This window comes from Gemmatimonadaceae bacterium (assembly GCA_016720905.1).
In the GTDB taxonomy this organism is placed as follows: Bacteria; Gemmatimonadota; Gemmatimonadetes; order Gemmatimonadales; family Gemmatimonadaceae; genus Gemmatimonas.
In genome coordinates this window covers 168357-192166 of record JADKJT010000029.1, presented here as the reverse complement: position 1 = coordinate 192166, position 23810 = coordinate 168357, and the positions used below count along the sequence as shown (strand labels likewise).

The following is a 23810-nucleotide window of genomic DNA, read 5'->3' as shown; positions in this document are numbered from 1 at the left end:
AGCGGATTTCGATGACTCGACCCATTCGTGTGCTCGTCGCCAAGCCAGGGCTTGATGGTCATGACCGTGGCGCCAAAGTCGTTGCGGCGGCGTTGCGTGATGCCGGCATGGAAGTGATCTACACCGGGCTGCATCAGACCCCGGAAATGATCGCCACGGCGGCCATTCAGGAGGACGTCGACGTGGTCGGCCTCTCCATCCTGAGCGGCGCGCACATGACGTTGTTTCCGCGCGTCCACGACCTGCTGACAGCGGCCGGGCGTGACGACATCCTGCTCACCGGTGGCGGGATCATTCCGAAGGAGGATATGGAGGCCTTGCAGGCGCGTGGCGTGGCGCGCCTCTTCGGTCCCGGCACGAGCACGCAGGACCTCGTCGACTATATCCGCCAGTGGTTCGCTACCCGCGAACAGCAGGACGCATGAGCGGTCGGCTACGCCAGCTCGCGGACGAGGTCCGCGCGCTTGAATCGCAGCTCCGCGCCGGTGGTGGCGCGGACAAGATCGAGAAGCAACATCGGCAGGGAAAACTGACCGCCCGTGAACGGGTGGAGCGCCTGCGCGACCCGGGCACGCCATTTCTCGAGATCGGTTTGCTGGTGGCCTACGATCAGTACGAGGGACAGGCGCCTGCCGCCGGTGTGATTACCGGCGTCGTGGTGATCGACGGGCGCGAGGTCGTCGTGGTGGCCAATGACGCCACGGTCAAGGCGGGATCGTGGTGGCCTGAGACCATCAAGAAGATCTTGCGCGCCCAGGAAGTCGCGATGCGCTGCCGCATTCCCATCATCTACCTGGTTGACTCGGCCGGCGTAAATCTCCCGTATCAGGGCGGCGTCTTTCCGTGACAATTCGGCGCGGTGCGCATTTTCTATTACAACTCCATCATGCGACGGTATCTGCGCATTCCGCAGTTCGCTGCCGTGATGGGGCAATGTGTGGCCGGCGGCGCGTATTTGCCCGCGTTGAGCGACGTGATCCTCATGGTGAAGGGGACGTCGTTCATGGGACTGGGTGGACCGAATCTGGTGAAGGGCGCCACGGGCCAAACCGTGGATGGTGAGACGCTTGGCGGGGCCATCACGCACACGGAGATTTCCGCAGTGGCGCACTATGCGCTCGACAATGACGACGCCTGTATTGCCAAGTTGCGCGATCTGGTGGCCCGGCTGCCGAAGCCCCGCTCGCACGATACGCCGGCCCATCGCCCGCCGGCCGAACCCCCGCACGCGCTGTACGATTTGCTGCCGGCAGATCATCGCATGTCGTACGACATGCGCGCGCTGCTTCGCTCGGTGCTCGATGACGGCGCCCTCGACGAGTTCCAGCCGAACCTGGCCAAGGAGATGATTTGCGGCGACGCACGCATTGAAGGGATGCCCGTCGGCGTCATCGCCAACCAACGCGGACTCGTCAAAGGTCGTCCGGGTGAGCGCCCGCGCTTCGGTGGCATCATCTACGCGGAGAGCGCGGAGAAAGTCGCCTTCTTCATTGAGCGATGTGACCGGCAGGGACTGCCGTTGCTCTTTGTACAGGATGTGTCAGGGTTCATGGTGGGCCCCGACGCCGAGCACGAGGGCATCATCCGTGCCGGCGCGCGATTTGTCGAGGCCATGGCGTGCGCGCGCGTGCCGAAGATCGTGCTGACGGTCAACCATGCGAGCGGCGCCGGCTACTATGCCATGGCGGGGCAGGGATTCGATCCGGATTTCCTGTTCACGTGGCCAACTGGTCGCATGGCGGTCATGGAAGGCGAGGCGGCCATTCAGGCGGTGCACGGTCCCTCCATCGACGCCGCGCGTAAGGCGGGTACGCCGCCGGCGCCCGACGTGACCCAGTCGGTCGACGCGATGCGCGCGGACTACGAACATCAGCTCGACGCCCGATATGCTGCGGCCCGTGGTTTCGCGGATGCGATTCTCTATCCGGAAGATACGCGTGAAATTCTGGCACTCGCGTTGCGCGCCGCGTCGCACAACGCGGGTCCACACTTGGGTGCGTTCGTGCTCCCCCCTATGCCGACCTTCGGCGCGCCGGAATCCGGCATGGAGATGTCATGAGTGACGCATCGCGCATCGTGCGCGTCGCGAGCGGACAGGGATTCTGGGGCGATTGGCTGGAGGCCCCGCGACGCCAGGTGGAGGGCGGGCCGGTCGACTACCTGATGCTCGACTACCTCGCGGAAGTCACGATGTCGATCCTGCAGAAGCAACGCGAGCGCGATCCTCGCATGGGGTATGCGCGGGACTTTGTGGGCGCCATGGAAAGCGTGTTCCCCGCAGTGGCTGAGCGAGGAGTCAAAGTCATTGCCAACGCGGGCGGTGTGAACCCCTCGGCCTGCGCGGAAGCCGTATTGGCGGCGGCAACAGCCCAGGGCGTTCGCGGACGCATTCGCATTGGGGTGGTCAGCGGCGATGATATCCTCGACCGCCTCGATGAATTGCTTGCTGCCGGACATCCGTTAGCCAACATGGACACCGGCGAGCCGCTGAGCAGTATTCGGGACCGCGTGCTGTCGGCCAATGCGTACATCGGCTCCACACCGATTGTCGAGGCCCTTGAACAAGGCGCCAACGTGGTCATCACGGGACGCAGCACCGACACGGCGCTCACGATGGCGCCGTTGCGTCACGAATTCAAATGGGCGGCCGACGATTGGAATCGACTCGCCGCCGGTATCATTGCCGGTCACATCCTCGAGTGCGGCGCGCAAAGTTCCGGCGGCAACTGCCTGCACGAGTGGCGCACGATTCCCGATCTGGCCAATGTCGGGTATCCGATTGCTGAAGCATCGGCCGATGGCTCATTCGTGATCACCAAGCACCCGGGCACGGGCGGTCGCGTCTCGGTGCCCAGTGTAACCGAACAATTGGTGTACGAGATGGGCGACCCGAATGCCTACATCACGCCCGATGTCGTCGCCGATTTCACCAGCATTCATGTGGCGGCCGACGGGGAGAACCGCGTGCGCGTGCACGGGATCACCGGCGGCCCGCCGACACCGTTCCTCAAGGTCTCCATCGCGTATCGCGCCGGTTACAAGGCGGTGGGTTCGCTGGTGTACGCGTGGCCCGATGCGATGGAGAAGGCGCAGTTGGCCGATCGCGTGTTGCGCGAGCGACTGGACAATCTGGGATTGCGCTTCGACCAGGTGCTGACGGAATTCGTCGGCGCCAACGCCACGCATGGCTCACTCGCAGGCGATGGGCGGGACGCACCCGAAGTGCAATTCCGTATCGGCGTGCGTGGCAGTGATCGCGCCGCCGTCGAGCGCTTCACGCGCGAAATCGTCCCGCTGGTACTCAATGGCCCGCCCAGCGTCACCGGATTTGCGGCCGGTCGCCCCAAGGTCGAGGAGATCGTGGCCTACTGGCCGGCGTTGCTCGACAAACGTGCCGTGTCCACCGCCGTTCGCATCCTGGAGTAGACACATGCAGATACACCTGGTGGACATCGCCCACGCACGCAGCGGCGACAAGGGCGACACCGCAAACGTCGGACTCATCGCGCTCAAGCCCGAGTGGTATTCGGTGCTTGATCGCCACGTTACCCGCGAGCGCGTCGCACAGCATTTCGCGGGGCAACTCACCGGCGACGTGGTGCGCTACGAGCTCCCCAACCTCAGTGCGCTCAATTTCCTGTTGCACGGCGCCTTGGACGGTGGCGGCACCTTCTCGCTCAAGACCGACGCGCAGGGAAAGGTGTTTTCGACCGCGCTGCTGCGTATGGTGCTCGACGTGCCCGACGCCGAGGCGCGCGCGGCCGGGCTGCCCGGCCAATGATGCTCCGGGTTCGCCTGCTGTTACTGGTGGCGGGCGCCGCCGCATTCGGGGTGGCCATGCGCAGCGGCATGGAGTGGCTGCGCTGGGTGGGGATTGCACTGGTGGCGGCAGCGCTGCTGCTGCGCTTCGCGTCGAGACGGGAGAAGGGAGACGGGAGACGGTAGACCGTCGGAGCCGCGCTTTTGGGCAGCTAATCCAGATCGATCGGCCATCACGCGTCTCCCATCTCCATTCTGCCGTCTCCCGTCTGAAGGCGCTTAGCTTTCCTCATGCTTCCGATCCCAGAGTTGCTCGCCCCCGCCGGAACCCTTGACGCCGTTCGCGCGGCCGTCGCGAACGGCGCCAACGCGGTATACCTCGGCGCGTCGATGTACAACGCCCGCGACGAAGGCGCGCAACTGACGCTGGACGAGTTGGCGCAGGCGTGCGCCATCGCGCATGCCCGTGGCGCGCGGGTGTACCTCACGTTCAATGTGCTCATCAAGCCGTCCGAGCTGCACGAGGCGCTGGCCTACCTCGGGGAGTGCGTGGATCGCGGCATTGACGCGGCCATTGTGCAGGATCTGGGCGTCGTGCGGTTGATCCAGGCGGTGTATCCCCAACTCGAGATTCACGGGAGCACCCAGATGACCGTGCATGATGGCTCCGGGGCGCGTGTCATGCAGCGACTGGGCGTTGAGCGTGTGGTGCTCGCACGGGAGAATACCCTGGAGGACATTCGCCAGATTCGCGAGGCGGTGCCGGCACTGGGTCTTGAGACATTCGTCCACGGCGCGCTGTGCATCGCGTACTCCGGCCAGTGCTTCATGTCGGGTATGATCTCGGAGCGATCCGCCAACCGCGGGTCATGTGCGCAGTCCTGCCGCAAGGACTACACGCTGACGGATGAGGCAACCGGCGACACGCTCGACTCGGGATACCTGATTTCCGCCAAGGATCTGGCCGCCCACGATCACCTCGAGGCGATCGCGCAGCTGGGCGTCGGGTGCCTGAAGGTGGAAGGACGCAAGAAGAAGCCTGAGTACGTCGCGACCGTGACCAAGGCGTATCGCGGTTGGCTCGATGCGTTGGCGCGTGGCGAAACCGGCATCGCACCGACTGCCGAGGCCATCGAACCACTGGTGCAGATCTTCAGCCGTGGCAACACCGGCGGCATGTATGGAGGTCGCGAAGGCCGCGACTACATCACGCGGACACAGCCGGACAACAAGGGTGTCGAATTGGGAACGGTGGTCGGGCGCGAAGGTGGTGATCTTGTCGTCGAAATCACCCGGCCGCTTGCCATCGGTGATGGATTGGGATTCGCGCGGCCCGACGACGCTGCGGGCGCGACGGTAGGCGGAACGGTCAGCGTGGTTCGCTCGGCGTCAGTGCATGATGGCATGCATCGGCAGGTGATTTCCGTCCGAATGGCGACGCCGCGCCAGCACGTTCCGCTCGGGTGGCGGGTCGTGCGTTCCAGCGACGCCACCTTGCTTCGCACTGCGCAGGCGTCGTACGCTGCGGTACCAGTTCCCGAACGCGTGGGTGTAACGCGCGTGGATGTGCGGGTGTTCGGTCAGGCCGGCGGACCGCTCAAGATCTCGTGGAGTGCCGGCGACCTTGAGGTCACGGTGCGGGGAACCGTTCCTCTGGCCCCGGCCAGCAAACGCGCCCTCGATGTGACGCAACTACGCGAGCAACTGGGGCGGCTGGGCGAGACGACGTTCAAGCTTGGTCAGCTTGATGCGGCCGGGTTGGGTGAGGGACTGTTCCTCCCCGTCAGTGAGCTCAATCGCCTGCGCCAGGAGGCAACCGAGCAACTGATGGAGCAGAAGGGCTGGGCGCGCACGAGCGACGCCGCCGTGCGCGATGCGCGCATCGCCGATGTCGTGCAACGGACGTCGGTGCCGGCATTGACGCGCCCCACCGGTGCTGCTGAGGACCACGCCCGCGTGCGCGCCGTGGTCTTCGACCTGGCTGATGCGCGCGCGGCAGCGGCGGGCGGTGCGACCGACATCGTGCTGGATCCATTTCTTCGACATCCTTCACCGCCGCTGGCACGGGTGTCGGCGTTGCGGGACGAACTCGCCAGCCAAGGCATCGGACTGCGGTTGCGGACACCGAGTATCGTGCGCCCGGAAGAACGCCGGCGCCTCGACAAGTGGATGGCACTCGACCTGCCGTTGCTGTGTGGCCACCTTGGCCTCGTCGCCGAGTTCGGCGGCGCCGGTCGCGATGTGATCGGCGACTACGCCATCAACGTCTTCAATCAGCATACGGCGGCGTTGCTCTTCGAATTGGGGGCCCGTCGCCTGGTCACTTCCGTTGAATTGACGACGGATGAAGTGGGGCAGCTCGTCGCGCCCTGGCAGGGCGCCGGCTTTGACGTGCTGGTGTACGGCCGCCCGGAAGGGATGACCATCGAACACTGCGTCCTCTCTGCCGCGTTCGATCGAAAGCCCACCACCTGTCGAGATCTGTGTGTGCAGAAGCACACGAATGTCGCGCTCACGGACCCCGCAGGATACACGTTTGCCGTGGCGACTGATTCCGCGTGTCGGAATCGACTGCTGCATTCGCGGCCGATCGATGCGTCCGAGTATTTGCCGGCGCTGTGGCACCACGGGATTCGAGGGTACCATCTGGTATTCAACGTGCCGGGAGATCCGGTCGCAGCGATTGTGAGCGGTTATCGCGCGGCACTCGATGCGCTGCAGCACGACCGGACGCCCGACCTTGGCGTGACGCGCCGACTGCTGGACGGTGCATTCACGCGCGGACACTTTGCGCGAGCGGTGTAACACGGCGACTGTGGCCCGATGCGGGTAGGCACGCAAGGGATGAGGGCGGCGGCAGAACGATGGTGGTTGGTCGACCCGAAGGGGCTATGCTGACGCGACCGATCGGGCAACACGCGACCCATCGCCTGCCCTCGCCCCGCCTCCTTCCCGAGGACCTCGACCAAAGTGCCTCGACACTTGCCACCTGCGTTGGGCACGCTCGACGCGGCGCGCGCCGTTCTGCGCGCGCAGTTCGGGTATCCGGATTTTCGTCCGCCGCAGATTCGCGCTGTCCAGTCCGTGTTGTCGGGACGTGACGCACTGATTGTGCTGCCAACGGGCGGCGGAAAGTCGCTGTGCTATCAGGTGCCCGCGCTCGTGCGGGAAGGACTGACCGTCGTGGTGTCGCCTTTGATCTCACTGATGAAAGATCAGGTGGACGCGCTCGATCGTCGCGGAGTCGCGGCGACGTTCATCAACAGCACCCTCACGTCCGTGGAAGTGGCCAACCGCATGGCACGCGCCCGCGACGGCACACTGAAGTTGCTGTATCTGGCACCCGAGCGCATGGAGGCGGAGCGGACGCTGCTCACGCTCGTCGAGATCGGCGTGTCCTTGCTGGCGATCGATGAAGCGCACTGCATCAGCGAATGGGGACACGACTTCCGGCCAAGCTACCGGCGTCTCGGCCGTATTCGTGAACGACTGGGATCGCCACAGACCGTGGCGCTCACGGCCACCGCCACGCCGCATGTCCGGGAGGATATCGTTTCGCAGCTCGCGCTGTGCGAGCCCAGCCTGGTCGTCGGTGGATTCGATCGCACGAACCTCGCGTATTCTGTTGCCGCGACGCGCACGCAGCAGGACAAGGACCAGTCGGCAGTCCGGTGGCTGCGCGATGCGTCGGGGCCGGCCATCGTGTACGCGCCGACCCGCAAGGCCGTCGAGCGCGTGACCGCCATGCTGGTCCGCGCGCGCATCAAGGCCGTGGCCTATCACGCGGGCCTTGACGACGCCGTCAGACAGTGCGCGCAGGACGCCTTCATGAGGGAACGCACCCGCGTCATCGTCGCGACCAGCGCGTTCGGGATGGGGATCGACAAGCCGGACGTGCGACTGGTCGTGCATCATGCCATGCCCGGATCGCTGGAGTCGTATTACCAGGAAGCCGGGCGCGCGGGTCGTGACGGTCTCGCCAGCCGTTGCGTGCTCTTGCACGGCTATCCCGATCGGTTCACGCATGAGTACTTCATTGCCAATGCCAATCCGACGCGCCCGCTCATAGAGCACGTGTGGCGCGTCCTGCGCGCTGCGGCCGATCGGGAGCGAAGGGTCTCGCTGTCAGCGGACGAGCTGGTCGACCGACTGCCGCCCAAGGTCGGTGACCGGACCGTCGGTGCCGCGCTGCGCGTGCTGGCCGCCGTCGGCGCACTGACCCTCGAACCATCGACCACCGGCCGGGTCTGGGTGCGTCTGCTGGCCACGCCGATTCGCATCGTCACAGAGCTCGGAGGCGACCGATACTTTGATCGCGAGCTATTGCGGACGCTGTGGCGCGCGGTGGGCAAGCGGCTGGAGTCCGGGGCGTCCGTCGATCTGGACGGCCTGCCACCAGGTTTCGGCGGGCCAGCGACACTCGTCCCGGTTCTGGAGCGACTCGAAGCGGAACAGTTCCTGATGTGGACGCGGACCGGCGCCAGCCTTCGTCTGGATGAACGGGCGATGGACGCCGACCGGCTGCCGGTGGACTGGCGCGCAGTCGAACGGCGACGCCAGACCGACCTGGCACGCTTGGACGCCATGGAACGTTATTCTCAAACGCGCGCTTGCCGTCGCGCGTTCGTTCTGCGCTATTTCGGAGACCCTGATGCGCGTGATCATTGCGATGCGTGCGATCGATGCCTTGGCACCACAGCCGGTTTGCCTGAGCGCGCGCTGGCGCGCCCGGTGAATACGCTGTCTCGCCCTCGACGGACCTAAAGAACCCCATGGACGACCGACTGTATTTTTCTGAACAGCATGAAGCCGTGCGCGATATGGTGCGGACATTTGCCCGCGACCACGTGGCCCCTGTCGCCGCGCAGCACGATGCCGACTCGACATTCCCATGGGCGAATGTGAAGCGGATGGGTGAACTGGGACTGATGGGTGTACCGTGGCCGGAAGACATGGGCGGCGCCGGATTCGACACCCTCAGTTTCATGATCGCTCTCGAGGAGCTGGGCAAGGTCGACGCCTCGCACTCATTGACCATCAGTGCGCATACCACACTGGGCACGTCGCCCATCGTCAACTTCGGCACGAAAGCGCAAATCGAGCGATACGTGCCGCTGCTGGCCAGCGGCTCGGTGCTGGGCGGATTCGGGTTGACCGAGGAAAGCGCGGGCAGCGATGCGGGCGGCACGCGCACCACGGCGGTCAAGAGGAACGGGCACTATGTGTTGAATGGATCCAAGCGATTCATCACGCACGCCGGCGTCGGCGAAATCTTCGTCGTAACCGCGGTGACGGACCCGTCGAAGGGCACGAAGGGTATTTCGTCGTTCATCCTCACCAAGGACACGTGCGATCTCGATACCTGTCGCAGCCTTGGCGTGGGCCATGACGACACGCTGCCGAGCATGGCCGGATTCACGTCGGGCAAGAAGGAAGACAAGCTGGGGTGGCGGGCGTCGGATACGCGCGAGTTGTTGTTTGACAATGTGGAGGTGCCGGCGGAAAATCTGTTGGGAACCGAGGGGCTGGGTTTCGTCAACTTCATGCGGACGCTGGACGCGGGCCGTATCGGCATTGCCGCCCTCTCGCTGGGGATCGCCCAAGGGGCGTTTGACGAGGCGCTCAAGTACGCCTCGGTCCGCAAGCAGTTCGGCGCCGCCATTGCGACGTTCCAGGGCGTGCAATTCCAGCTCTCGGATATGGCCACCGAGATCGAGGCCGGCCGTCATTTGATGTACCACGCCGCCTGGCTGTCACAGAACGGCCACCCGTTCGGCAAGGAGGCGGCGATGGCCAAGTTGTTCTGCTCGGAGATGGCCATGCGGGCCACCATCAAGGCGATCCAGATTCACGGCGGCTACGGCTACACCAAGGATTATCCGGTCGAACGGTTCATGCGTGACGCCAAGATCTGCGAAATCGGCGAAGGGACGAGCGAGATTCAGCGCCTCGTCATTGGCCGACATCTCCTCAAAGGGATTGCTGGAGTGACCACCGCCGGGTAACCTTCGGGCGTTGCCCGGTTTTGCCGATGCTTGGAGTGCCGTTGTTTCGTAGCCGTCGCATAAGGCGCCGGCGGCCCGCGCGACTCGCGGGCCGTTTGCGTATCTGACGGGGGCCGGACGAGGTCAGCGTATCGACGTCCGACGCCCGCCGATCGCCCCACCGCGCGTCACGCCGACGTGCATTGATCGCATGCTGCCGCGTTTCCCCCGAGACGTGTGCCATCTGCTTGCCGAGTGCTCTGCGAGATTCGCACTGCACCGCCCGCAGGGTGAGCACCGCACCGGGCGCGTGTGGCATGAACGATCAGGCGCGCAGGGTGGGGGAGCCCGTGACGTGGTCCGTGCCGCTTGCCGAGGTGAATGGCCGGGCTGTTCTGTGGGATCACCGTGTGCGTCGCCAGCTGGGTCAAGCGGAGTCGCCGCCGCTCAGTACGCGGACATCAATTATGAAGCGTGAAATCCTGGTGAATGCGACCCCGCGTGAGACGCGAGTCGCAATCATCGAGGACGGCCTGTTGGTGGAACTGCTCGTCGATCGCCCTGACGCGCGCCGCATGGTCGGCGACGTGTATCTGGGAAAGGTCGAGGCCGTGCTGCCGGGTATTCAGGCCGCCTTCGTCAACATCGGTACGGAAAAGTCCGCCTTTCTGCACGCCGCCGACGTCGTCGTCGACGATGCGGCAGACGTCTCGGAAGACGACGAGGAGGAGGAGGCCAGCGAGGACAGCGGCGGCGGCGGTGGTGGCCGTCGCGGCCGTCGCGAGGTCCGTCCCATTCAGGACCTGCTAAAGCGCGGGCAGGACATCCTCGTCCAGATCACCAAAGAGCCCATCAGTACCAAAGGGCCGCGCGTGACGGCGCAGGTGTCGCTCGCCGGGCGATTCCTGGTATACATGCCGTTTGCGTCGAAGGTCGGCGTCAGCCGCAAGATCGACGAACGCAGCGAGCGGCAGCGCCTTCGCCAGATGGTGCAGGAGATCCTGCCCGACGACGTCGGCGGCGTGATTGTGCGCACGGTGTCCGAAGACTCGACGCAGGACACGTTCAAGCGCGAACTCGAGACGCTGATCAACAACTGGACGCGCATCAAGCGGAAGACGCAGTTCACGCGTGCGCCGGCCCTGGTGCATCGTGAGACCAATGTCACCCGCGGCCTCGTGCGCGATCTGTTCAGCGCAAAGGTGGAAGGCGTGACCGTCGATTCGAAGCAGGTGTTCAACGAGATCACCGAGTACCTCACGGGCATCGCACCGGAACTCGTGGAGCGCGTCAAGCTGTACGAAGACACGGTGCCACTGTTCGACAAGGCGGGCATCGAAGTCGAGTTGCGGGACATCTTCAAGCGGCGCTGCGAACTGCCCAGTGGCGGATACCTGATCATCGAGCCTACGGAAGCGCTCGTGTCGATCGACGTCAATTCGGGGCGGTATACCGGCAAGCGCGATCCCGAAAAGACCATTCTCAAAACCAACACCGAGGCGGCACGGGAAATTGCGCGCCAACTCCGGTTGCGCGATGTCGGCGGCATTATCGTCTGCGACTTCATCGACATGGAGACCCAGTCGAATCGCGACCGTGTGCTGCATGAGCTCCGGGGACATCTGGGCCGTGACCGGGCCAGAACGCGGGCCTTTGCGGTCAGTGACCTCGGCCTGATCGAAATGACGCGCCAACGGGTCCGCCAGAGTCATTGGCAGAGCATGACCGAGGCGTGCCCCACCTGCACCGGGACCGGCCGTGTCTTTACACCGGAGGCCATTGTCCGGCGAACGGAACGGGCCGTGCGACGGATGGCGGCCGAGGGGCGCAAGGAACCGGTAACCCTGCGGTTTCACCCGGAGGTGGCGCTCCATGTGCTCGAGCAGGAGCACGACTTCGTGAAGCGGCTTGAGAAGCTGGCCGGCTTTGCCATCGAGTTACGGGACGATCCGTTGCTCAAACCCGACGAGATCAAGCTGGTGATGAAGGGCGCGCAGCGGGACGTGACTCAGCAGTACGCGCTGGCGTAAGGGGAGAATGGAGACGGGAGACTGGAGACAGGAGACGTCCAGCCGGCTGCGAGTCTCCCGTCTCCTGTCTCCCGTCTCCCGTCTTTCTCCGCTTGACTCCTAACCCCAAGCGGGATAGCCTTATAGGCTACGTTTCACACGCCTTACACTCGACGGTACCATGAGCTACGCGATTATCCGCACTGGCGGCAAGCAGTTTCGGGCTGAGCCGGGCAAGTCTCTTCGTATTCCTTCCCTGCTGGGTGACGCTGGGACGGCTGTCGAGTTCAACGAGGTCCTCCTCGGCTCAGATGGCTCGACCGTGCGTACGGGAATCCCGACGCTGTCCGGCGCCAAAGTGACTGGCGAGATCGTCAAGCACGGCCTCGACGACAAGGTCATCGTTTTCAAGTTCAAGCGCCGGAAGAATTACGCCCGCAAGCAGGGCCATCGGCAGAAGTTCACGGAAGTCCGCATCAAGGACATCACCCTCGGCTGAGCGCCGGCGGCGCGCGACCTCGCGTGCTTCCCTCCTGGAGTTTTAGCAATGGCACATAAGAAAGGCGTCGGCTCCTCACGCAACGGCCGCGACTCGAACCCGAAGTACCGCGGTATCAAAAAGTACGGCGGAGAGTTCGTGACGGCGGGAAACATCATTCTCCGTCAGTGCGGTACCAAGTGGCATCCGGGCAGCAACGTCGGGATGGGCACGGATTACACGATCTACTCGCTTGTGGATGGTGTGGTGCAATTCCAGCACAAGAACAAGCGCCGCTTCAAGGTGAGCGTCCTCCCCGTCGAGTACGTCGAGGAGTTGGTGCAGGCCTGAGCGTGAGTGGACGACAATCGAAATAGGCCCACGCTTCGGCGGGGGCCTTTTTCGTTGGTTGAACGCAATCCGGAACTCCACCACGCCGGAACACGTAAGGGGCAGGGCAGACTGGCTCTGCAGGACTCACGACCCACTACTCTGTCGTAGGAGCGGTACCATGGCGATCTGGGATAAGGTCAAAGAAGGCATCGACAAGGCGGGAAAAGCCGCACAAGACGTCTTCGACGAAGGCAAGCTGCGCATCGATGCGTATCGGGCCCGCGAACAGGCAGACAAGGCCGCTGAGGCGCTCGGCTATGCGGTCTTCCGGGCTTGGGAGAGCAGTGCGGACCTCGATGCGGATGCCCGAGAGCGACTTGCCGGCGCCTTGCGATCGCGTGAGGCAGACGCACGAAGACTCGAAACCGAACTCGCCGAGGCTCGGGCAAAGGCAGGTGTGGACGAACCGGCCGCAAGCGAAACCACGCCGAACCCAACGGCCACGCCACCCGAATCCACGCCGCCGGGCGCCTAGGCCCCCGCCTCAGGCCCCCAGCGCGGTGCGGAGCAGGCCAGGGGTATCGGTACATAGTGCGTCCACGCCCATGGCAATCAACGCTCGGGCGTGGACCACGTCATTCACGGTCCAGGCCACCACGCGCGTTCCCAGTTCGTGAGCCTCGGTGACAAGCGCCGCGTCAATCAGGTGTGCTTGCTGCCACAGGGATGTCGGACGGGCTCCTCCCAGGAATCCGGCGAGACTGAGTGGATAGCTGGTGCTCAATAGGCCGATTGGCAGGTCCGGGCGTTTGGCGCGGACCGCGACGGGGATTCGGTGATCGAAGGCGTGTATCGCCAACCGGCTCCCCTGATGTCGGTCGAGGCAGTCGATCAAGGGGCCTTCGATTCCCGCCGATTTCACTTCGATGTACACCACGGCGCGAGCCCCAATGAAGGCCAGCGTCTCGTCGAGCGTGGGCATCGTGGCGCCACCCGCCAGCGGCAGGCCGATCGCTTCAGCGGCCGTCAGTTCGCAGATCGGGACGACCCTCGAAACTCCGTCATCAAGGACCCGAACGGCCGGGTCGTGGTGGACCACCACCACACCATCCTTGGTGGCGTGGACGTCCAGTTCGATGCCGTCGGCTTCCTGATCCAGCGCAATCCGAAAGGCCAACAGGGTATTCTCAAGGGCCTCGCGCGGCGCGCCGCGGTGGGCGATGATCTTCGGGATGCCGGTCACCTGATACTCACTTGGAGAGGCGTTTGAGGGTTACAAGGCACCGACCGTCCCCCGTATGGTGGACCAAGGTCCATTCGGAAGCGCCCTGCCGTCAACGGACTCCGGTCTGGGGAAGGACCTTAACGCGGGCCCGGCCGCGTCGTCCAATCTACCGACGCGTATGATCGAGGCCGAACGGGAAGACGATGCGGCGCTCGACCGCGCGCTCATCGAGCGATGGAAGGCAGGGGATGAGCGGGCCGCCACGAGCATCGTGGAACGGCACGCGTCGGCCTTGGCCCGATTTGCCATTCGGTTGGGGATGCGTGAGGAGGCTGACGAACTCGTACAGGACACGTTCATTCGCGCGTTCGGCGCCTTGGAGTCGTTTCGGTCGGACAGCTCATTGCGAACTTGGCTGTTTACGATCGAGCGCCGGTTGGTGATCGACCGGCGGCGGGCGTCGGCGCGTCGCAGCAAGGATGTCGAGGTGGAGGACGAACACGCGGCGAGTGGCTACGATGCACTGGATGCGCTGGTGGCGGATGAAACATCCCGACGAATGGCCACGGCCATCGCCGGACTTACACGGATGCAGCGTGACGTCTTCACGCTGCGGGTGCAGGAAGGGCGCAGCTACAAGGAGATTGCGGAAGTGCTGGATACCTCCGAAGGAGCGGCGCGGGTGCACTATCACAACGCGATGCGTGCGGTGAAGGAGTTTCTCGATGACTGACTGCGGAAACGCGGAAATTCGTGACCTGCTACCGGATCTCGCCGCCGACGCCCTGTCGCCGGTGGAGACCTTGCGCGTGCAGGCGCACGTCGATGCCTGCAGCGAATGCGCGGCGGAACTCGCGCTGCTGCGCATCGCTCGCGCGATTCGGCCCCTTGTGGCACCGGTGGACGTGGCCAGGATCGTCGCGCAGCTGCCGCGTGTGAACGCGCGGACAGTCGGTACCAACGATGGCTCCGTGATTTCGCTTGATGCCCACCGAGTGGCCGCCACGCCGTCCTCGCGGGCAGCCACATGGCGGGCGCGCGGCGTATGGCGGATGGCCGCGGCCATTGGTGTCATCATCGCCGGTGGCTGGTCAATCATGCTGGTGCGCGCGGGAGGCGTGACCATGGTCGGCGGTGGTCGGGCGGACAGCATGCGGTTCGCCAATGCGGTCGAGCGTGTCGATACGCCCGCAAGTCCGAAAGTGCCCGGAATGGTCGCGAACGGGACCGATTCGATCGCGACCGCGGTGTCGTTCGGTGGTCTGAGTAACTACTCGGACGAGGAGCTGCAGCGGGTCCTCGATCGACTCGACAAGTGGGATGGCGCGACATCGACCGAAGGGGTCACCACGACCCCCATCCTGCCGGCATCCCGGGGAGGGGCGGAATGACCATGCACAGGATGCGACGGACGCTGGCCGTGGCTGTGCTCGTGGCGGGAACGGCGTTCAACTCCATCAGCGCGCAGGGTGGGCCTCCGCCAGTCGATCGGCCGCGGGGCGGGATGCCGCGCGCGGGTATGCGGGGGAACGATCCGCGACTGTCCGACGAGCAGCGACAGCAGGTGGAGCGCCGACTCCAGGCGCGAATCGATCAGGTCGTCCGGCAGCGACTGGCCCTGACTGACGAGCAATTCGCCAGGATGCGGGAAGTAGCCTCACGCATCGAGGACGATCGGCGCGCGTTGCGCACGGACGAGATGAGCACCCGTTTCGCGATGCGACAGGAGTTGTTGGCTGGTGATCGTGCCAACGAGAAGCGCGTCGCCGAACTCCTCGACGACATGACGCGACTCGAGCGGCGGCGCATCGAACTGCAGGAGCGCGAGCAGCGCGATCTGGCCAAGTTCTTGTCGGCCACGCAACGCGCGCGGTATATCGGTCTGCAGGACGAGTTGCGACGGAGCATGCAGGAGCTGCAACGCCGTCGGCTGGACCCCGATTCCTCTGGGGCGGCGCTTGTGCGTCCTGGGGTGCGACGCTTGCAGCGCCCCCCCGGCTGACGATCGGTCCGGCGAACTCGTCGTGCAAGGCGGTGGAAATCCGCTGCGGTGCCGACTACACTTGTCAGACGTGCCGCGGTTGCCGTTGCAGTCGCGCGCGTGCCCAGGTGGCGGAACTGGCAGACGCAGGGGACTCAAAATCCCCCACTCGCAAGGGTATCCGGGTTCGACCCCCGGCTTGGGCACTTTGATTCGACCCCTTTTCGGAATGCGAGAGGTGGCGATACCTTGATCGCCGTGTCGTGGCGGTACCGCACGCTCGTGCGCGATGGGGTGTAGCTCAATGGCAGAGCGCTCGACTGTTAATCGAGTGGTTGGAGGTTCGACTCCTCCCGCCCCAGTTGCTGACAGGCGCCTGTTCCACATCGGTGGGACAGGCGCTTTGTCGTTCCGGCACTCGCTTGCCGTCGTTGGCGTGTGCCTTCTAGCTTGCGCGTCTGGACGCCCGACGTTGTTGTCACTTTCGCCCTGGTCGCACCTATGCCACTGACACTCCACATCGCACAGAACACACCCGCAGCCGTGGAGACGCCGCTGCTGGTCATCGTGCTGCCGCAACCACCGGTGTTGAACGCCGAACTCGACGCCGTCGATGTCGCGCTCGGGGGATCGATCTCGCGTTCGATCGCGCGCAGGGACTTCCGCGGTGGACGCGACGAAACGCTACTGGTGATCGGTGGCGATCGGGGCATATTGCGCGCGCTGTTGGTTGGGCGTGGCGCGCCGCCGTTGACGCGAACATCCGCGCGACGCGCCGCCGCCATTGGCGCGCGACAGGCCATGAAGCTCGGCACGGGTGCGATGCATGTCTATGCCGCCGATGCGACCGACGAGGCCATTGAAGGACTGACGATTGGCGCGGCGGCGGGCGCCTGGGAGTATGCGGATCTCCGCACACCACCTCCCGACGCGGAGCGGCGCTCGCCGCTGGCGGCGGCAACCATCATGGCACCCGACACCCCCGGCGCGCGCGCCGCTTTCGACGCGGGAGTTGCCCTTGGTGAAGGTCAGGCGATTGCGAAACGGCTCGGTCAAATGCCGGCCAACTACTGCGTGCCGGACACGTTTGTCGAGGTTGGTCGCGAGATTGCCGCTCGCCACAACATGACCCTTACCGTTCTCGGCCGGGCGGAATTGGCGCAAGAACGCATGGGCGCGTTTCTCGCGGTTGCCCAGGCGACCCCGGAAGAACCGCGACTGGTGGCGCTCGAATACCGCGGCGGCGCGTCGGATCAGCAGCCGGTGGTGCTGATTGGCAAGGGGATTTGCTTCGATACCGGTGGTATCTCGATCAAGCCCGCTCCCGAGATGGAGTGGATGAAGTTCGACATGTCCGGTGCTGGCGGCGTGATGGGCGCCATGGAGACGATCGGACGGATGAAGCTGCCGATCAATGTCGTAGGCATCGTTGGCTCCACGACGAACATGCTGTCCGGCACGGCGTACAAACCGGGTGATGTGGTGCGGGCCTCGAACGGCAAGACGATCGAGGTCGTCAACACCGATGCCGAGGGGCGTATGGTGCTGGCGGATCTGCTGGTGTTTGCCAAACGGTTCAACCCGGCCGTCGCTATCGATGCCGCCACCCTCACCGGCGCGATCGTCATCGGGCTCGGACACAGCGCGGTGGGAGTCTTCGGTGCGGAACGCAATATCGTGGACGAGGTATTGGCTGCAGGCGAACGCGCCGGCGAACCGGGCTGGCCGATGCCGCTGTGGGACGACTACAAAGAGCAGATCAAATCGGACGTCGCCGATGTCCGCCAGACGGGTGGTCGGGCGGGTGGATCGATCACGGCCGCCCTGTTTCTCAAGGAATTCGTGGACGGATATCCGTGGGTGCATCTCGATGTCGCCGGAACGGCCTATTCGCAGACCGATCTCGGCTGGTTGCCGAAAGGCCCGACGGGAACGCCCGTCGGGACGTTCGTCGAATTCGTGCGCGCCCGCGCCCGTTGAGCGCACGTCGGGGACGTCTCGTGCTCGCGCGGGCGATCGGCGTCCTCATGGTCGGCGTTGCCGTCCGTTCGCTTGGCGCGCAAGTCGTGCCGGACAGTACCAAGCGAACGGCACGCGACAGCCTGGCGGTTCGCGCGGCACAGGATAGCGTGCGCGCCGAGCGCAATCGACTGGCCCAGGCGCGGGTTGACAGCATCGCCCGTATCAAGGCCGCGGACACCATCAAGGCGCCGTTGGCGCACTTCGAAGTTCCGGACAACGTCGAACTCAGCAATCGGTTGCGTTTCTCGCGACAGCAGATCCTCATGTCGGGGGCAACCAACCTGGCGGATCTTCTCGACAACGTGCCGGGTGTCACCTCGTATCGGACGCGTTGGATGGCGGGCATTCACGCCGTCGCATTCAATGGGGATTTCCGGCGCATCCGTGTGTTCTTTGACGGGGTCGAACGCGACGCCATCGAGGCGCGCAATGGCCGCGTCCTCGATCTCTCGGACATTCCCATCTGGAACCTCGACGAGATGATCGTCGAACGCGTCGCCGGCGAAGTGCGCGTATGGCTTCGTGGTTGGACCGTTCAGCGAACCACCGCTTCTACACGCGTCGATATCTTCACGGGTGATCTGAACACCAATGGATTTCGCGGGTTGTTCGCGCGTCGCTTTTCGAATGGATTTTCACTGCAGTTCATCGGTCAGCAGATGGCCACGCAGTCCGGACGCGTATCGGCGTTCACCACCACGGGAACGGCACAGGGCGCCGGAGACGGCGATGGCAAACTGCTGGACCTTCGCGCCGGATGGGCTCGAGGCCGGTTCACGATCGACGCACAAGGTTCTGCCACGTCGCGAAACCGCGACCCGCAGTCGGCGCGTGAAGGCTTCACGAACCTGCCAGCCTACAAGGGTACCCGCCGAGAAGGCTTTGCCCGTTTCGCGTACGGCGACTCCGCGCGCGGATTGTGGACACACGCCATTGTGGGTGCGTTGCGGACTCGCCTGGAGGGGATAGCGGCGACCGGAACCACGGTGGACTCGTCCGCCAGTCGTGACACCACCGAGGCACGGACGCAGCAGATTCTCGCGGTCGGCTATCGCAGTCGTCTATGGCACGTGTCTGCCGTCGATCGCGTGCGTCCAGTGTCCGGCACGTCATACCATGCGCCGGCACTGCGGGCCGGGGCCGGCACCGAGCGCTACGCGGTGGCGGTATATGGCGAGCAGCGTCCGCTTGATTCACTGACGCAAGTCGACCTGACCGTGCGGGCGCAACCGGTGCCCTGGTTGACTGTGGTGGCCTCGCAATCGCGCCGTACACCCGATCACGACACCGCACGGACGGCACTGACGTCCACGAGACTCGAAGGCGCGGTGCGCCTGCGCGGTCTCTGGCTTGGCGGCGGCATCCTGCGCGACGGAGCGACCCGATACGACTCCCCGGTATTGCTGGGTGCACCGACATCGAACGTACCATCCGTCGCCGCCAATGGATTCGTGGCATCCGGACGTGGTGCGCTCTACAAAGCTCTGTCCATCGACGTACAAGCGGTGCACTGGCAGCAGGCGCAATATTCGCGCCCCCGAACATCGGTGCGCACCGAACTCGCGCTGGTCAGCAACTGGCTGGGTCACTTTCCCAAGGGCCAGTTCACGATCAATACCCGCGTCATTCACGAACTGCGCGGTTCGGTACCGTTCTACTTTGCGTCCGGGTCGGGGTTGACGCCGCGCGTCGCCACCAACTCGCAGGTCGTAACCGGGTTACTGGAAATTCGCATTCAGAGCGCCACCATCTTTTATCGATACCAGAACATCACCGGTCGCGCCTACGAACAGATTCCGGGGATAACCATGCCGCCCATGGTGCAGATGTACGGAGTGCGATGGGAGTTCTGGAATTGACCGGCTGCGCCCGGCAAGTGGGATGGAAGGCCGACCGGCGATTGACGACGCCGCCACGAGGCGTTTCATTGCCGCCGGCATGATACGATCCATGACCGGCTTCGGGCAGGCCGAGGGCATAGTGGGGTCCGCACGCGTCAGCGTGGAGGTCCGCACGGTGAATCATCGGTTCTTCTCACCCAGCATCAAGTTGCCTGGCCCGTTTGCGCGCTGGGAGGCGGACGTGCGCGAAGCCATGCGCGCTCGGGTCAGTCGCGGACACGTGACACTGACCGCCCGTGCGGAGCGCACTGCGGCCGCCGCGGCGGCGATCGACGAAAGCCGTTTGGCCGAGGTGGTGGCCAATCTGCGCGCCATCCAACAGCGCTTCGCACTCGATGGCGGGGTCGACCTCGCGACCGTTTTGCGAATGCCCGACGTGATCGCGTCGCCCAAGGATGATGAGGAATCAGGAACCGCCGCGGAGCTCGTGGTCATCGTCGAGAAGGCACTCGAGGAACTCGGCCGAGCACGGGCCGAAGAAGGACATCGGCTCGCAGCCATCCTTGCCGAGCGCCTCGATGTGCTGGCGGCCTCTCTGACCCGAATCGCGGCGCGAGCACCCGAGCGACTCGTGGCGCAGCGTGACCGCCTGCGCGCGGCCGTTCGTGAGCTGACAGAGGGTCTGGCCATCGATGAAGGGCGACTCGCCCAGGAAATCGCCATTTTGGCCGACCGGCTCGATGTCAGCGAGGAAATGGATCGCTTCCGCTCGCATATCACGGCATTCCGGACCGCGCTTGCCGATGGGGCCGGTGAGGCCATCGGCAAGCGCCTTGGGTTCCTTTTGCAGGAGATGCTGCGCGAGGCGAATACCACCGGAAGCAAGGGTGCCGATTCGATTATCCTTCACGAGGTCGTGACGGTCAAAGAGGAACTGGAACGGATTCGCGAGCAGGTGGAGAACCTCGAGTGAGTCCATTTCCGGTCATTCTGTCCGCACCGTCCGGGGGTGGAAAGACCACCATTGCGCGCCGCTTGCTGGAGCGCCGGACCGATGTGGGTTATTCTGTCAGTTGTACCACGCGCCCACCCCGCGAAAGTGAGGTGGACGGACGCGACTATCAGTTTATGAGCCCTGAGCAGTTTCTTGCCGCGCGGGCGGCGGGCGAGTTCGCTGAGTGGGCCGAAGTGCACGGGTCGTTGTACGGGACGTTGCGGGCGGAAGTGACGCGGGTACTTCAGGCAGGTCGACACGTGCTCATGGATATCGATGTTCAGGGGGCGCGGCAGTTTCATGCCGCTTTTCCTGACACCGTGATGGTGTTTGTTTTGCCACCGTCTGGCGAGGTCCTCAAGACCCGACTGGCCGGTCGGAAGAGCGAGAGTCGGGAGCGGTTGTTAGTGCGCCTGCGCAATGCGCGCGCCGAGTTGGGCGAGGTCGGTCGGTATCACTATGTGGTGGTGAACGACGATCTCACGCGCGCGGTTGATCAGGTGAGTGCCATCATCGATGCGGAAGGGTTGCGACATGATCGTGTGCATGAAGTCGAGGCACAGGTCGAAGCGCTCATCGCACAGCTGGAACTGGAAATCAACGACTTTACCAAGGGCGACTGACGCATGCAGGTATTCACGCCAGCAGAAGTAGCGAAGCACGCAACGAACAAGTACCTCAGTGTCCTGATCGCCGCGAAGTTCGCGCGCGTGCTCAACGAATTTCCACGCGATCGGTCGCTGCACGAAAAGAAGCTCACTACTCGGGCGCTCGAAGAGTTGTCAGCGGGTGAGATCGAGTATCGGGTGATGCCGCGCCGCAAGCCCGGCTGAGCCACCCACCACCTGCAGTCTCCGCGCCGCGCCGCGACCCATGTCGCGGCGCGGCGCCGTCCTTCTCCCCCCGTCGCGTGCGTCCCTTCGATCGTCAGCGCGTTCTGCTTGGAGTGACCGGCGGGATCGCGTCGTACAAATCGGCGTGGCTGGCCCGCTTGCTCACGCAAGCCGGCGCCGAGGTCGACGTGGTGCTGACGCGTTCCGCGCGCGAGTTCATTGGAGACGTCACGTTCGAAGCGCTCACCGGTCGCCCGGTCCATTCGGCACTGATTGCCTCTGGACACGCGCTTGATCATATCAAGCTTGCCCGCGCCGCCAAGGTCGTGATCGTGGCGCCGACAACGGCCGATTTTCTGGCGCGAGCGGTTGGCGGTCACGCAGACGACCTGCTCTCGGCGTGTCTGTTGGCGACAACCGCCCCCGTGTTACTGGCACCGGCGATGAACGATCGCATGTGGGCGCACCCGCAGGTGCGGCACAATGTCACCTCGGCGCGCGCGCTCGGGTATCATGTGCTCGAACCCGACACGGGCGCCCTGGCCGTCGGTGAGGGCAGCGGTCCTGGACGTATGCCGGAGCCTGAGGCCATCCTCGCGCACATTGGCCGACTGCTGGAACCGGCGTCGGCGTTGCGCGGACGACGTGTGCTGGTGACGGCCGGTCCGACGCGTGAGCCCGTTGACCCGGTGCGTTTCCTCTCCAATCGGTCGAGTGGACGCATGGGTGTCGAAATCGCGGCGGCTGCCTGGCGACGTGGTGCCGCAGTCACGTTGATTGCGGGACCGCTTGAGGTGGCGTCACCGGAAGGCGCGCACCTGATTTCCGTTGCCACCACACACGACATGCGCGAAGCAGTCGCCGAGGCGTTGCCCATCGCCGATGTGTTTGTCATGTCGGCTGCGCCGGCTGATTTCTCGGCGGCGGCGCCAGCCGAAGCGAAGATCAAGAAGGCGCAAGCACCAGGCGCCATCGCGTTAACCCCCACGCCGGACATCCTGCTGACCACGCGAGACGTGCGGCCGCCACACTGCGTCATTGTCGGTTTCGCGCTCGAAACCGGGAATGCGGTCAACGAGGGTCGCCGCAAGCGACGCGACAAGGCGATGGATCTGGTGGTGATCAACGATGCGACCGAACCCGGCGCCGGCTTTGGGGTGGACACCAATCGCGTCACCCTTGTCGGCCCGGATGATCGCGACGAGGTCCTGCCGTTGCAGAGCAAGCGCGAAGTCGCCGACGCCATTCTTGACCGCGTCGAGGTCCTGCTGCATGGACGCTAGAGAACGCCTGCGCCTGTATCTTGAACAACGTCGCGAGCTCGGCGAATCGGAACTCGTGCTCGACAGTCTGGCGGTCGACGACGTGATGGCCATGCTGGGCGCGCGCACCACGGCGAAACCGCCCCGCGGGGTGCGCGGTCCCGTATCCGCCATGGTACCGCCATCGAGTGCCACACCCGCCATGCACGCTGCGCCGCTCGCCGCGCCGACTCCCCCATTGGTCGTTCCGCCGTCAGTTCCGGAGACGCGATTCGACGAGACCGCCGCGAGCAGCGACTGGCGACAGACGTTGCGGAACGCCGACTCGACAGGCGTCGGATCGCCCGGCATCGCGCCTGGAAGCGCGCCGGCGCAGCCGGCGGCCCCCCGCGCCGCCGTGCTGCCGCCGTGGCTCATGACGCTGGGAATCCCGGCCGGGATGTCCGTCGAGCCGGAGATCGCCCCAGTCGCGGGATTGACTGCTCACGCCTCGGTGAGCGTGGACAACCTGGAGGCCATCGCGGAACTGATCCGCCTGTGTACGCGCTGTGCGTTGCACACGACCGCGCGCAATCCGGTGCCGGGTGAAGGCAACCCGCACGCTGAATTGCTGTGCGTGGGTGAAGCGCCCGGAGCGACGGAAGATGAGCAAGGCCGACCGTTCGTGGGTGAAGCGGGGCAACTCCTCACCAAGATCCTCGCGGCGATTCAACTCTCCCGGGACAGCGTGTACATCTGCAACGTCCTGAAGCATCGTCCGCCGGCGAATCGTGACCCGCTGCCGGAGGAGGTCACGGCCTGCCGGCCGTTTCTCCAGCGACAGGTGGAGCTTATCCGGCCACGGGTCATCCTGGCCCTCGGACGATTCGCGGCGCAGACACTTCTCGGCACCTCGACGTCACTTGGACAGTTGCGCGGACACGTGCACCAGTATCGTGGCATTCCCGTGATCGCGACATATCATCCGGCAGCGCTGTTGCGCAACGATGCCTGGAAACGGCCCACGTGGGACGATGTGAAGCTCGCCCGTTCAATTCTTGATGCCTCGCGCGCTGCTGACCGCCGCGTTGGCGACCAGTAGACTCCGCC

The 23810-nt window shown here is 64.9% G+C and carries 22 protein-coding genes, 2 tRNA genes and 1 pseudogene; 24 read left to right on the top strand and 1 reads right to left on the bottom strand.

The features are described 5' to 3' along the window. The first annotated feature begins 11 nt into the window (after window positions 1-11). From IPP90_17545 to IPP90_17490, 12 genes and pseudogenes are all read left to right on the top strand, one after another. Window positions 12-425, top strand: a complete 414-nt coding sequence (locus IPP90_17545) for a cobalamin B12-binding domain-containing protein (GenBank protein MBL0172477.1) — start codon at window positions 12-14, stop codon at window positions 423-425. Continuing rightward, window positions 422-2059, top strand: a pseudogene (locus tag IPP90_17540) (acyl-CoA carboxylase subunit beta). The gene IPP90_17545 and the pseudogene IPP90_17540 overlap by 4 nt, the downstream one beginning before the upstream one ends. Next, window positions 2056-3426, top strand: coding sequence for a DUF1446 domain-containing protein (locus IPP90_17535; GenBank protein MBL0172476.1), 1371 nt, complete (start codon window positions 2056-2058; stop codon window positions 3424-3426). The pseudogene IPP90_17540 and the gene IPP90_17535 overlap by 4 nt, the downstream one beginning before the upstream one ends. Window positions 3427-3430: 4 nt before the next feature. Continuing rightward, window positions 3431-3781: a hypothetical protein gene (locus IPP90_17530; GenBank protein MBL0172475.1), complete on the top strand. Its 351-nt coding sequence runs from the start codon at window positions 3431-3433 to the stop codon at window positions 3779-3781. Continuing rightward, window positions 3778-3945 (top strand): hypothetical protein, encoded by a 168-nt coding sequence (locus IPP90_17525; GenBank protein MBL0172474.1) that lies wholly within the window; start codon window positions 3778-3780, stop codon window positions 3943-3945. The genes IPP90_17530 and IPP90_17525 overlap by 4 nt, the downstream gene beginning before the upstream one ends. 105 nt (window positions 3946-4050) lie before the next feature. Beyond that, the gene (locus tag IPP90_17520) at window positions 4051-6564 is read left to right on the top strand and encodes a U32 family peptidase (GenBank protein MBL0172473.1); all 2514 of its coding nucleotides are present in this window, start codon (window positions 4051-4053) and stop codon (window positions 6562-6564) included. Between the two features lie 165 nt (window positions 6565-6729). Further along, complete coding sequence (locus IPP90_17515; GenBank protein ID MBL0172472.1) at window positions 6730-8523, top strand: RecQ family ATP-dependent DNA helicase; 1794 nt, start codon at window positions 6730-6732, stop codon at window positions 8521-8523. Between the two features lie 8 nt (window positions 8524-8531). After that, window positions 8532-9764 carry an acyl-CoA dehydrogenase gene (locus IPP90_17510; protein ID MBL0172471.1) on the top strand — a complete coding sequence of 411 codons (1233 nt, stop codon included), beginning with the start codon at window positions 8532-8534 and terminating at the stop codon, window positions 9762-9764. 446 nt (window positions 9765-10210) lie between these two features. Then, window positions 10211-11773, top strand: coding sequence for an Rne/Rng family ribonuclease (locus IPP90_17505; protein ID MBL0172470.1), 1563 nt, complete (start codon window positions 10211-10213; stop codon window positions 11771-11773). A gap of 160 nt (window positions 11774-11933) precedes the next feature. Further along, window positions 11934-12251, top strand: coding sequence for a 50S ribosomal protein L21 (rplU, locus tag IPP90_17500; GenBank protein MBL0172469.1), 318 nt, complete (start codon window positions 11934-11936; stop codon window positions 12249-12251). 48 nt (window positions 12252-12299) lie between these two features. Further along, window positions 12300-12581, top strand: coding sequence for a 50S ribosomal protein L27 (rpmA, locus tag IPP90_17495; protein ID MBL0172468.1), 282 nt, complete (start codon window positions 12300-12302; stop codon window positions 12579-12581). A 160-nt stretch (window positions 12582-12741) separates the two neighbouring features. Further along, window positions 12742-13098 carry a hypothetical protein gene (locus tag IPP90_17490; GenBank protein ID MBL0172467.1) on the top strand — a complete coding sequence of 119 codons (357 nt, stop codon included), beginning with the start codon at window positions 12742-12744 and terminating at the stop codon, window positions 13096-13098. A gap of 9 nt (window positions 13099-13107) precedes the next feature. Here IPP90_17490 and IPP90_17485 read toward each other — a convergent pair whose 3' ends face one another. Next, window positions 13108-13806: a glycerophosphodiester phosphodiesterase gene (locus IPP90_17485; protein ID MBL0172466.1), complete on the bottom strand. Its 699-nt coding sequence runs from the start codon at window positions 13804-13806 to the stop codon at window positions 13108-13110. A gap of 160 nt (window positions 13807-13966) precedes the next feature. Here IPP90_17485 and IPP90_17480 point away from each other — a divergent pair, with 160 nt between their 5' ends. The 12 genes from IPP90_17480 to IPP90_17425 all read left to right on the top strand — a co-directional run bounded on the left by IPP90_17480 (window position 13967) and on the right by IPP90_17425 (window position 23802). After that, window positions 13967-14521, top strand: a complete 555-nt coding sequence (locus IPP90_17480) for an RNA polymerase sigma factor (protein MBL0172465.1) — start codon at window positions 13967-13969, stop codon at window positions 14519-14521. After that, entirely contained in the window at window positions 14514-15179 is a 666-nt protein-coding gene (locus tag IPP90_17475) for a zf-HC2 domain-containing protein (GenBank protein ID MBL0172464.1), read from the top strand. The genes IPP90_17480 and IPP90_17475 overlap by 8 nt, the downstream gene beginning before the upstream one ends. Further along, entirely contained in the window at window positions 15176-15790 is a 615-nt protein-coding gene (locus IPP90_17470) for a hypothetical protein (protein MBL0172463.1), read from the top strand. The genes IPP90_17475 and IPP90_17470 overlap by 4 nt, the downstream gene beginning before the upstream one ends. Before the next feature lie 101 nt (window positions 15791-15891). Further along, a tRNA-Leu gene (locus IPP90_17465) sits at window positions 15892-15975 on the top strand. Between the two features lie 84 nt (window positions 15976-16059). Then, a tRNA-Asn gene (locus IPP90_17460) sits at window positions 16060-16131 on the top strand. Window positions 16132-16270: 139 nt separating this feature from the next. After that, on the top strand, window positions 16271-17749 hold the full coding sequence (locus tag IPP90_17455; GenBank protein ID MBL0172462.1) for a leucyl aminopeptidase: 1479 nt from the start codon (window positions 16271-16273) through the stop codon (window positions 17747-17749). A gap of 20 nt (window positions 17750-17769) precedes the next feature. Next, the gene (locus tag IPP90_17450; protein MBL0172461.1) at window positions 17770-19650 is read left to right on the top strand and encodes a TonB-dependent receptor plug domain-containing protein; all 1881 of its coding nucleotides are present in this window, start codon (window positions 17770-17772) and stop codon (window positions 19648-19650) included. Window positions 19651-19729: 79 nt separating this feature from the next. Beyond that, on the top strand, window positions 19730-20605 hold the full coding sequence (locus IPP90_17445; GenBank protein ID MBL0172460.1) for a YicC family protein: 876 nt from the start codon (window positions 19730-19732) through the stop codon (window positions 20603-20605). Further along, window positions 20602-21249: a guanylate kinase gene (gene gmk / locus IPP90_17440; GenBank protein ID MBL0172459.1), complete on the top strand. Its 648-nt coding sequence runs from the start codon at window positions 20602-20604 to the stop codon at window positions 21247-21249. The genes IPP90_17445 and gmk overlap by 4 nt, the downstream gene beginning before the upstream one ends. A 3-nt stretch (window positions 21250-21252) precedes the next feature. Further along, window positions 21253-21459, top strand: coding sequence for a DNA-directed RNA polymerase subunit omega (locus tag IPP90_17435; protein ID MBL0172458.1), 207 nt, complete (start codon window positions 21253-21255; stop codon window positions 21457-21459). Between the two features lie 77 nt (window positions 21460-21536). Then, a complete protein-coding gene (coaBC, locus tag IPP90_17430; protein MBL0172457.1) occupies window positions 21537-22742 on the top strand; it encodes a bifunctional phosphopantothenoylcysteine decarboxylase/phosphopantothenate--cysteine ligase CoaBC in 1206 nt (401 codons plus the stop codon). A 181-nt stretch (window positions 22743-22923) separates the two neighbouring features. Next, window positions 22924-23802: a uracil-DNA glycosylase gene (locus tag IPP90_17425; protein ID MBL0172456.1), complete on the top strand. Its 879-nt coding sequence runs from the start codon at window positions 22924-22926 to the stop codon at window positions 23800-23802. Window positions 23803-23810: the final 8 nt, after the last annotated feature.

What these genes read in the sequence shown, in the direction of transcription:
- IPP90_17545 (MBL0172477.1), top strand. Translation starts at nt 12, where the DNA reads ATGACTCGACCCATTCGTGTGCTCGTCGCCAAGCCAGGGCTTGATGGT.
- IPP90_17535 (MBL0172476.1), top strand. Translation starts at nt 2,056, where the DNA reads ATGAGTGACGCATCGCGCATCGTGCGCGTCGCGAGCGGACAGGGATTC.
- IPP90_17530 (MBL0172475.1), top strand. Translation starts at nt 3,431, where the DNA reads ATGCAGATACACCTGGTGGACATCGCCCACGCACGCAGCGGCGACAAG.
- IPP90_17525 (MBL0172474.1), top strand. Translation starts at nt 3,778, where the DNA reads ATGATGCTCCGGGTTCGCCTGCTGTTACTGGTGGCGGGCGCCGCCGCA.
- IPP90_17520 (MBL0172473.1), top strand. Translation starts at nt 4,051, where the DNA reads ATGCTTCCGATCCCAGAGTTGCTCGCCCCCGCCGGAACCCTTGACGCC.
- IPP90_17510 (MBL0172471.1), top strand. Translation starts at nt 8,532, where the DNA reads ATGGACGACCGACTGTATTTTTCTGAACAGCATGAAGCCGTGCGCGAT.
- IPP90_17505 (MBL0172470.1), top strand. Translation starts at nt 10,211, where the DNA reads ATGAAGCGTGAAATCCTGGTGAATGCGACCCCGCGTGAGACGCGAGTC.
- rplU (MBL0172469.1), top strand. Translation starts at nt 11,934, where the DNA reads ATGAGCTACGCGATTATCCGCACTGGCGGCAAGCAGTTTCGGGCTGAG.
- rpmA (MBL0172468.1), top strand. Translation starts at nt 12,300, where the DNA reads ATGGCACATAAGAAAGGCGTCGGCTCCTCACGCAACGGCCGCGACTCG.
- IPP90_17490 (MBL0172467.1), top strand. Translation starts at nt 12,742, where the DNA reads ATGGCGATCTGGGATAAGGTCAAAGAAGGCATCGACAAGGCGGGAAAA.
- IPP90_17480 (MBL0172465.1), top strand. Translation starts at nt 13,967, where the DNA reads ATGATCGAGGCCGAACGGGAAGACGATGCGGCGCTCGACCGCGCGCTC.
- IPP90_17475 (MBL0172464.1), top strand. Translation starts at nt 14,514, where the DNA reads ATGACTGACTGCGGAAACGCGGAAATTCGTGACCTGCTACCGGATCTC.
- IPP90_17470 (MBL0172463.1), top strand. Translation starts at nt 15,176, where the DNA reads ATGACCATGCACAGGATGCGACGGACGCTGGCCGTGGCTGTGCTCGTG.
- IPP90_17455 (MBL0172462.1), top strand. Translation starts at nt 16,271, where the DNA reads ATGCCACTGACACTCCACATCGCACAGAACACACCCGCAGCCGTGGAG.
- IPP90_17445 (MBL0172460.1), top strand. Translation starts at nt 19,730, where the DNA reads ATGATACGATCCATGACCGGCTTCGGGCAGGCCGAGGGCATAGTGGGG.
- IPP90_17435 (MBL0172458.1), top strand. Translation starts at nt 21,253, where the DNA reads ATGCAGGTATTCACGCCAGCAGAAGTAGCGAAGCACGCAACGAACAAG.
- IPP90_17425 (MBL0172456.1), top strand. Translation starts at nt 22,924, where the DNA reads ATGCACGCTGCGCCGCTCGCCGCGCCGACTCCCCCATTGGTCGTTCCG.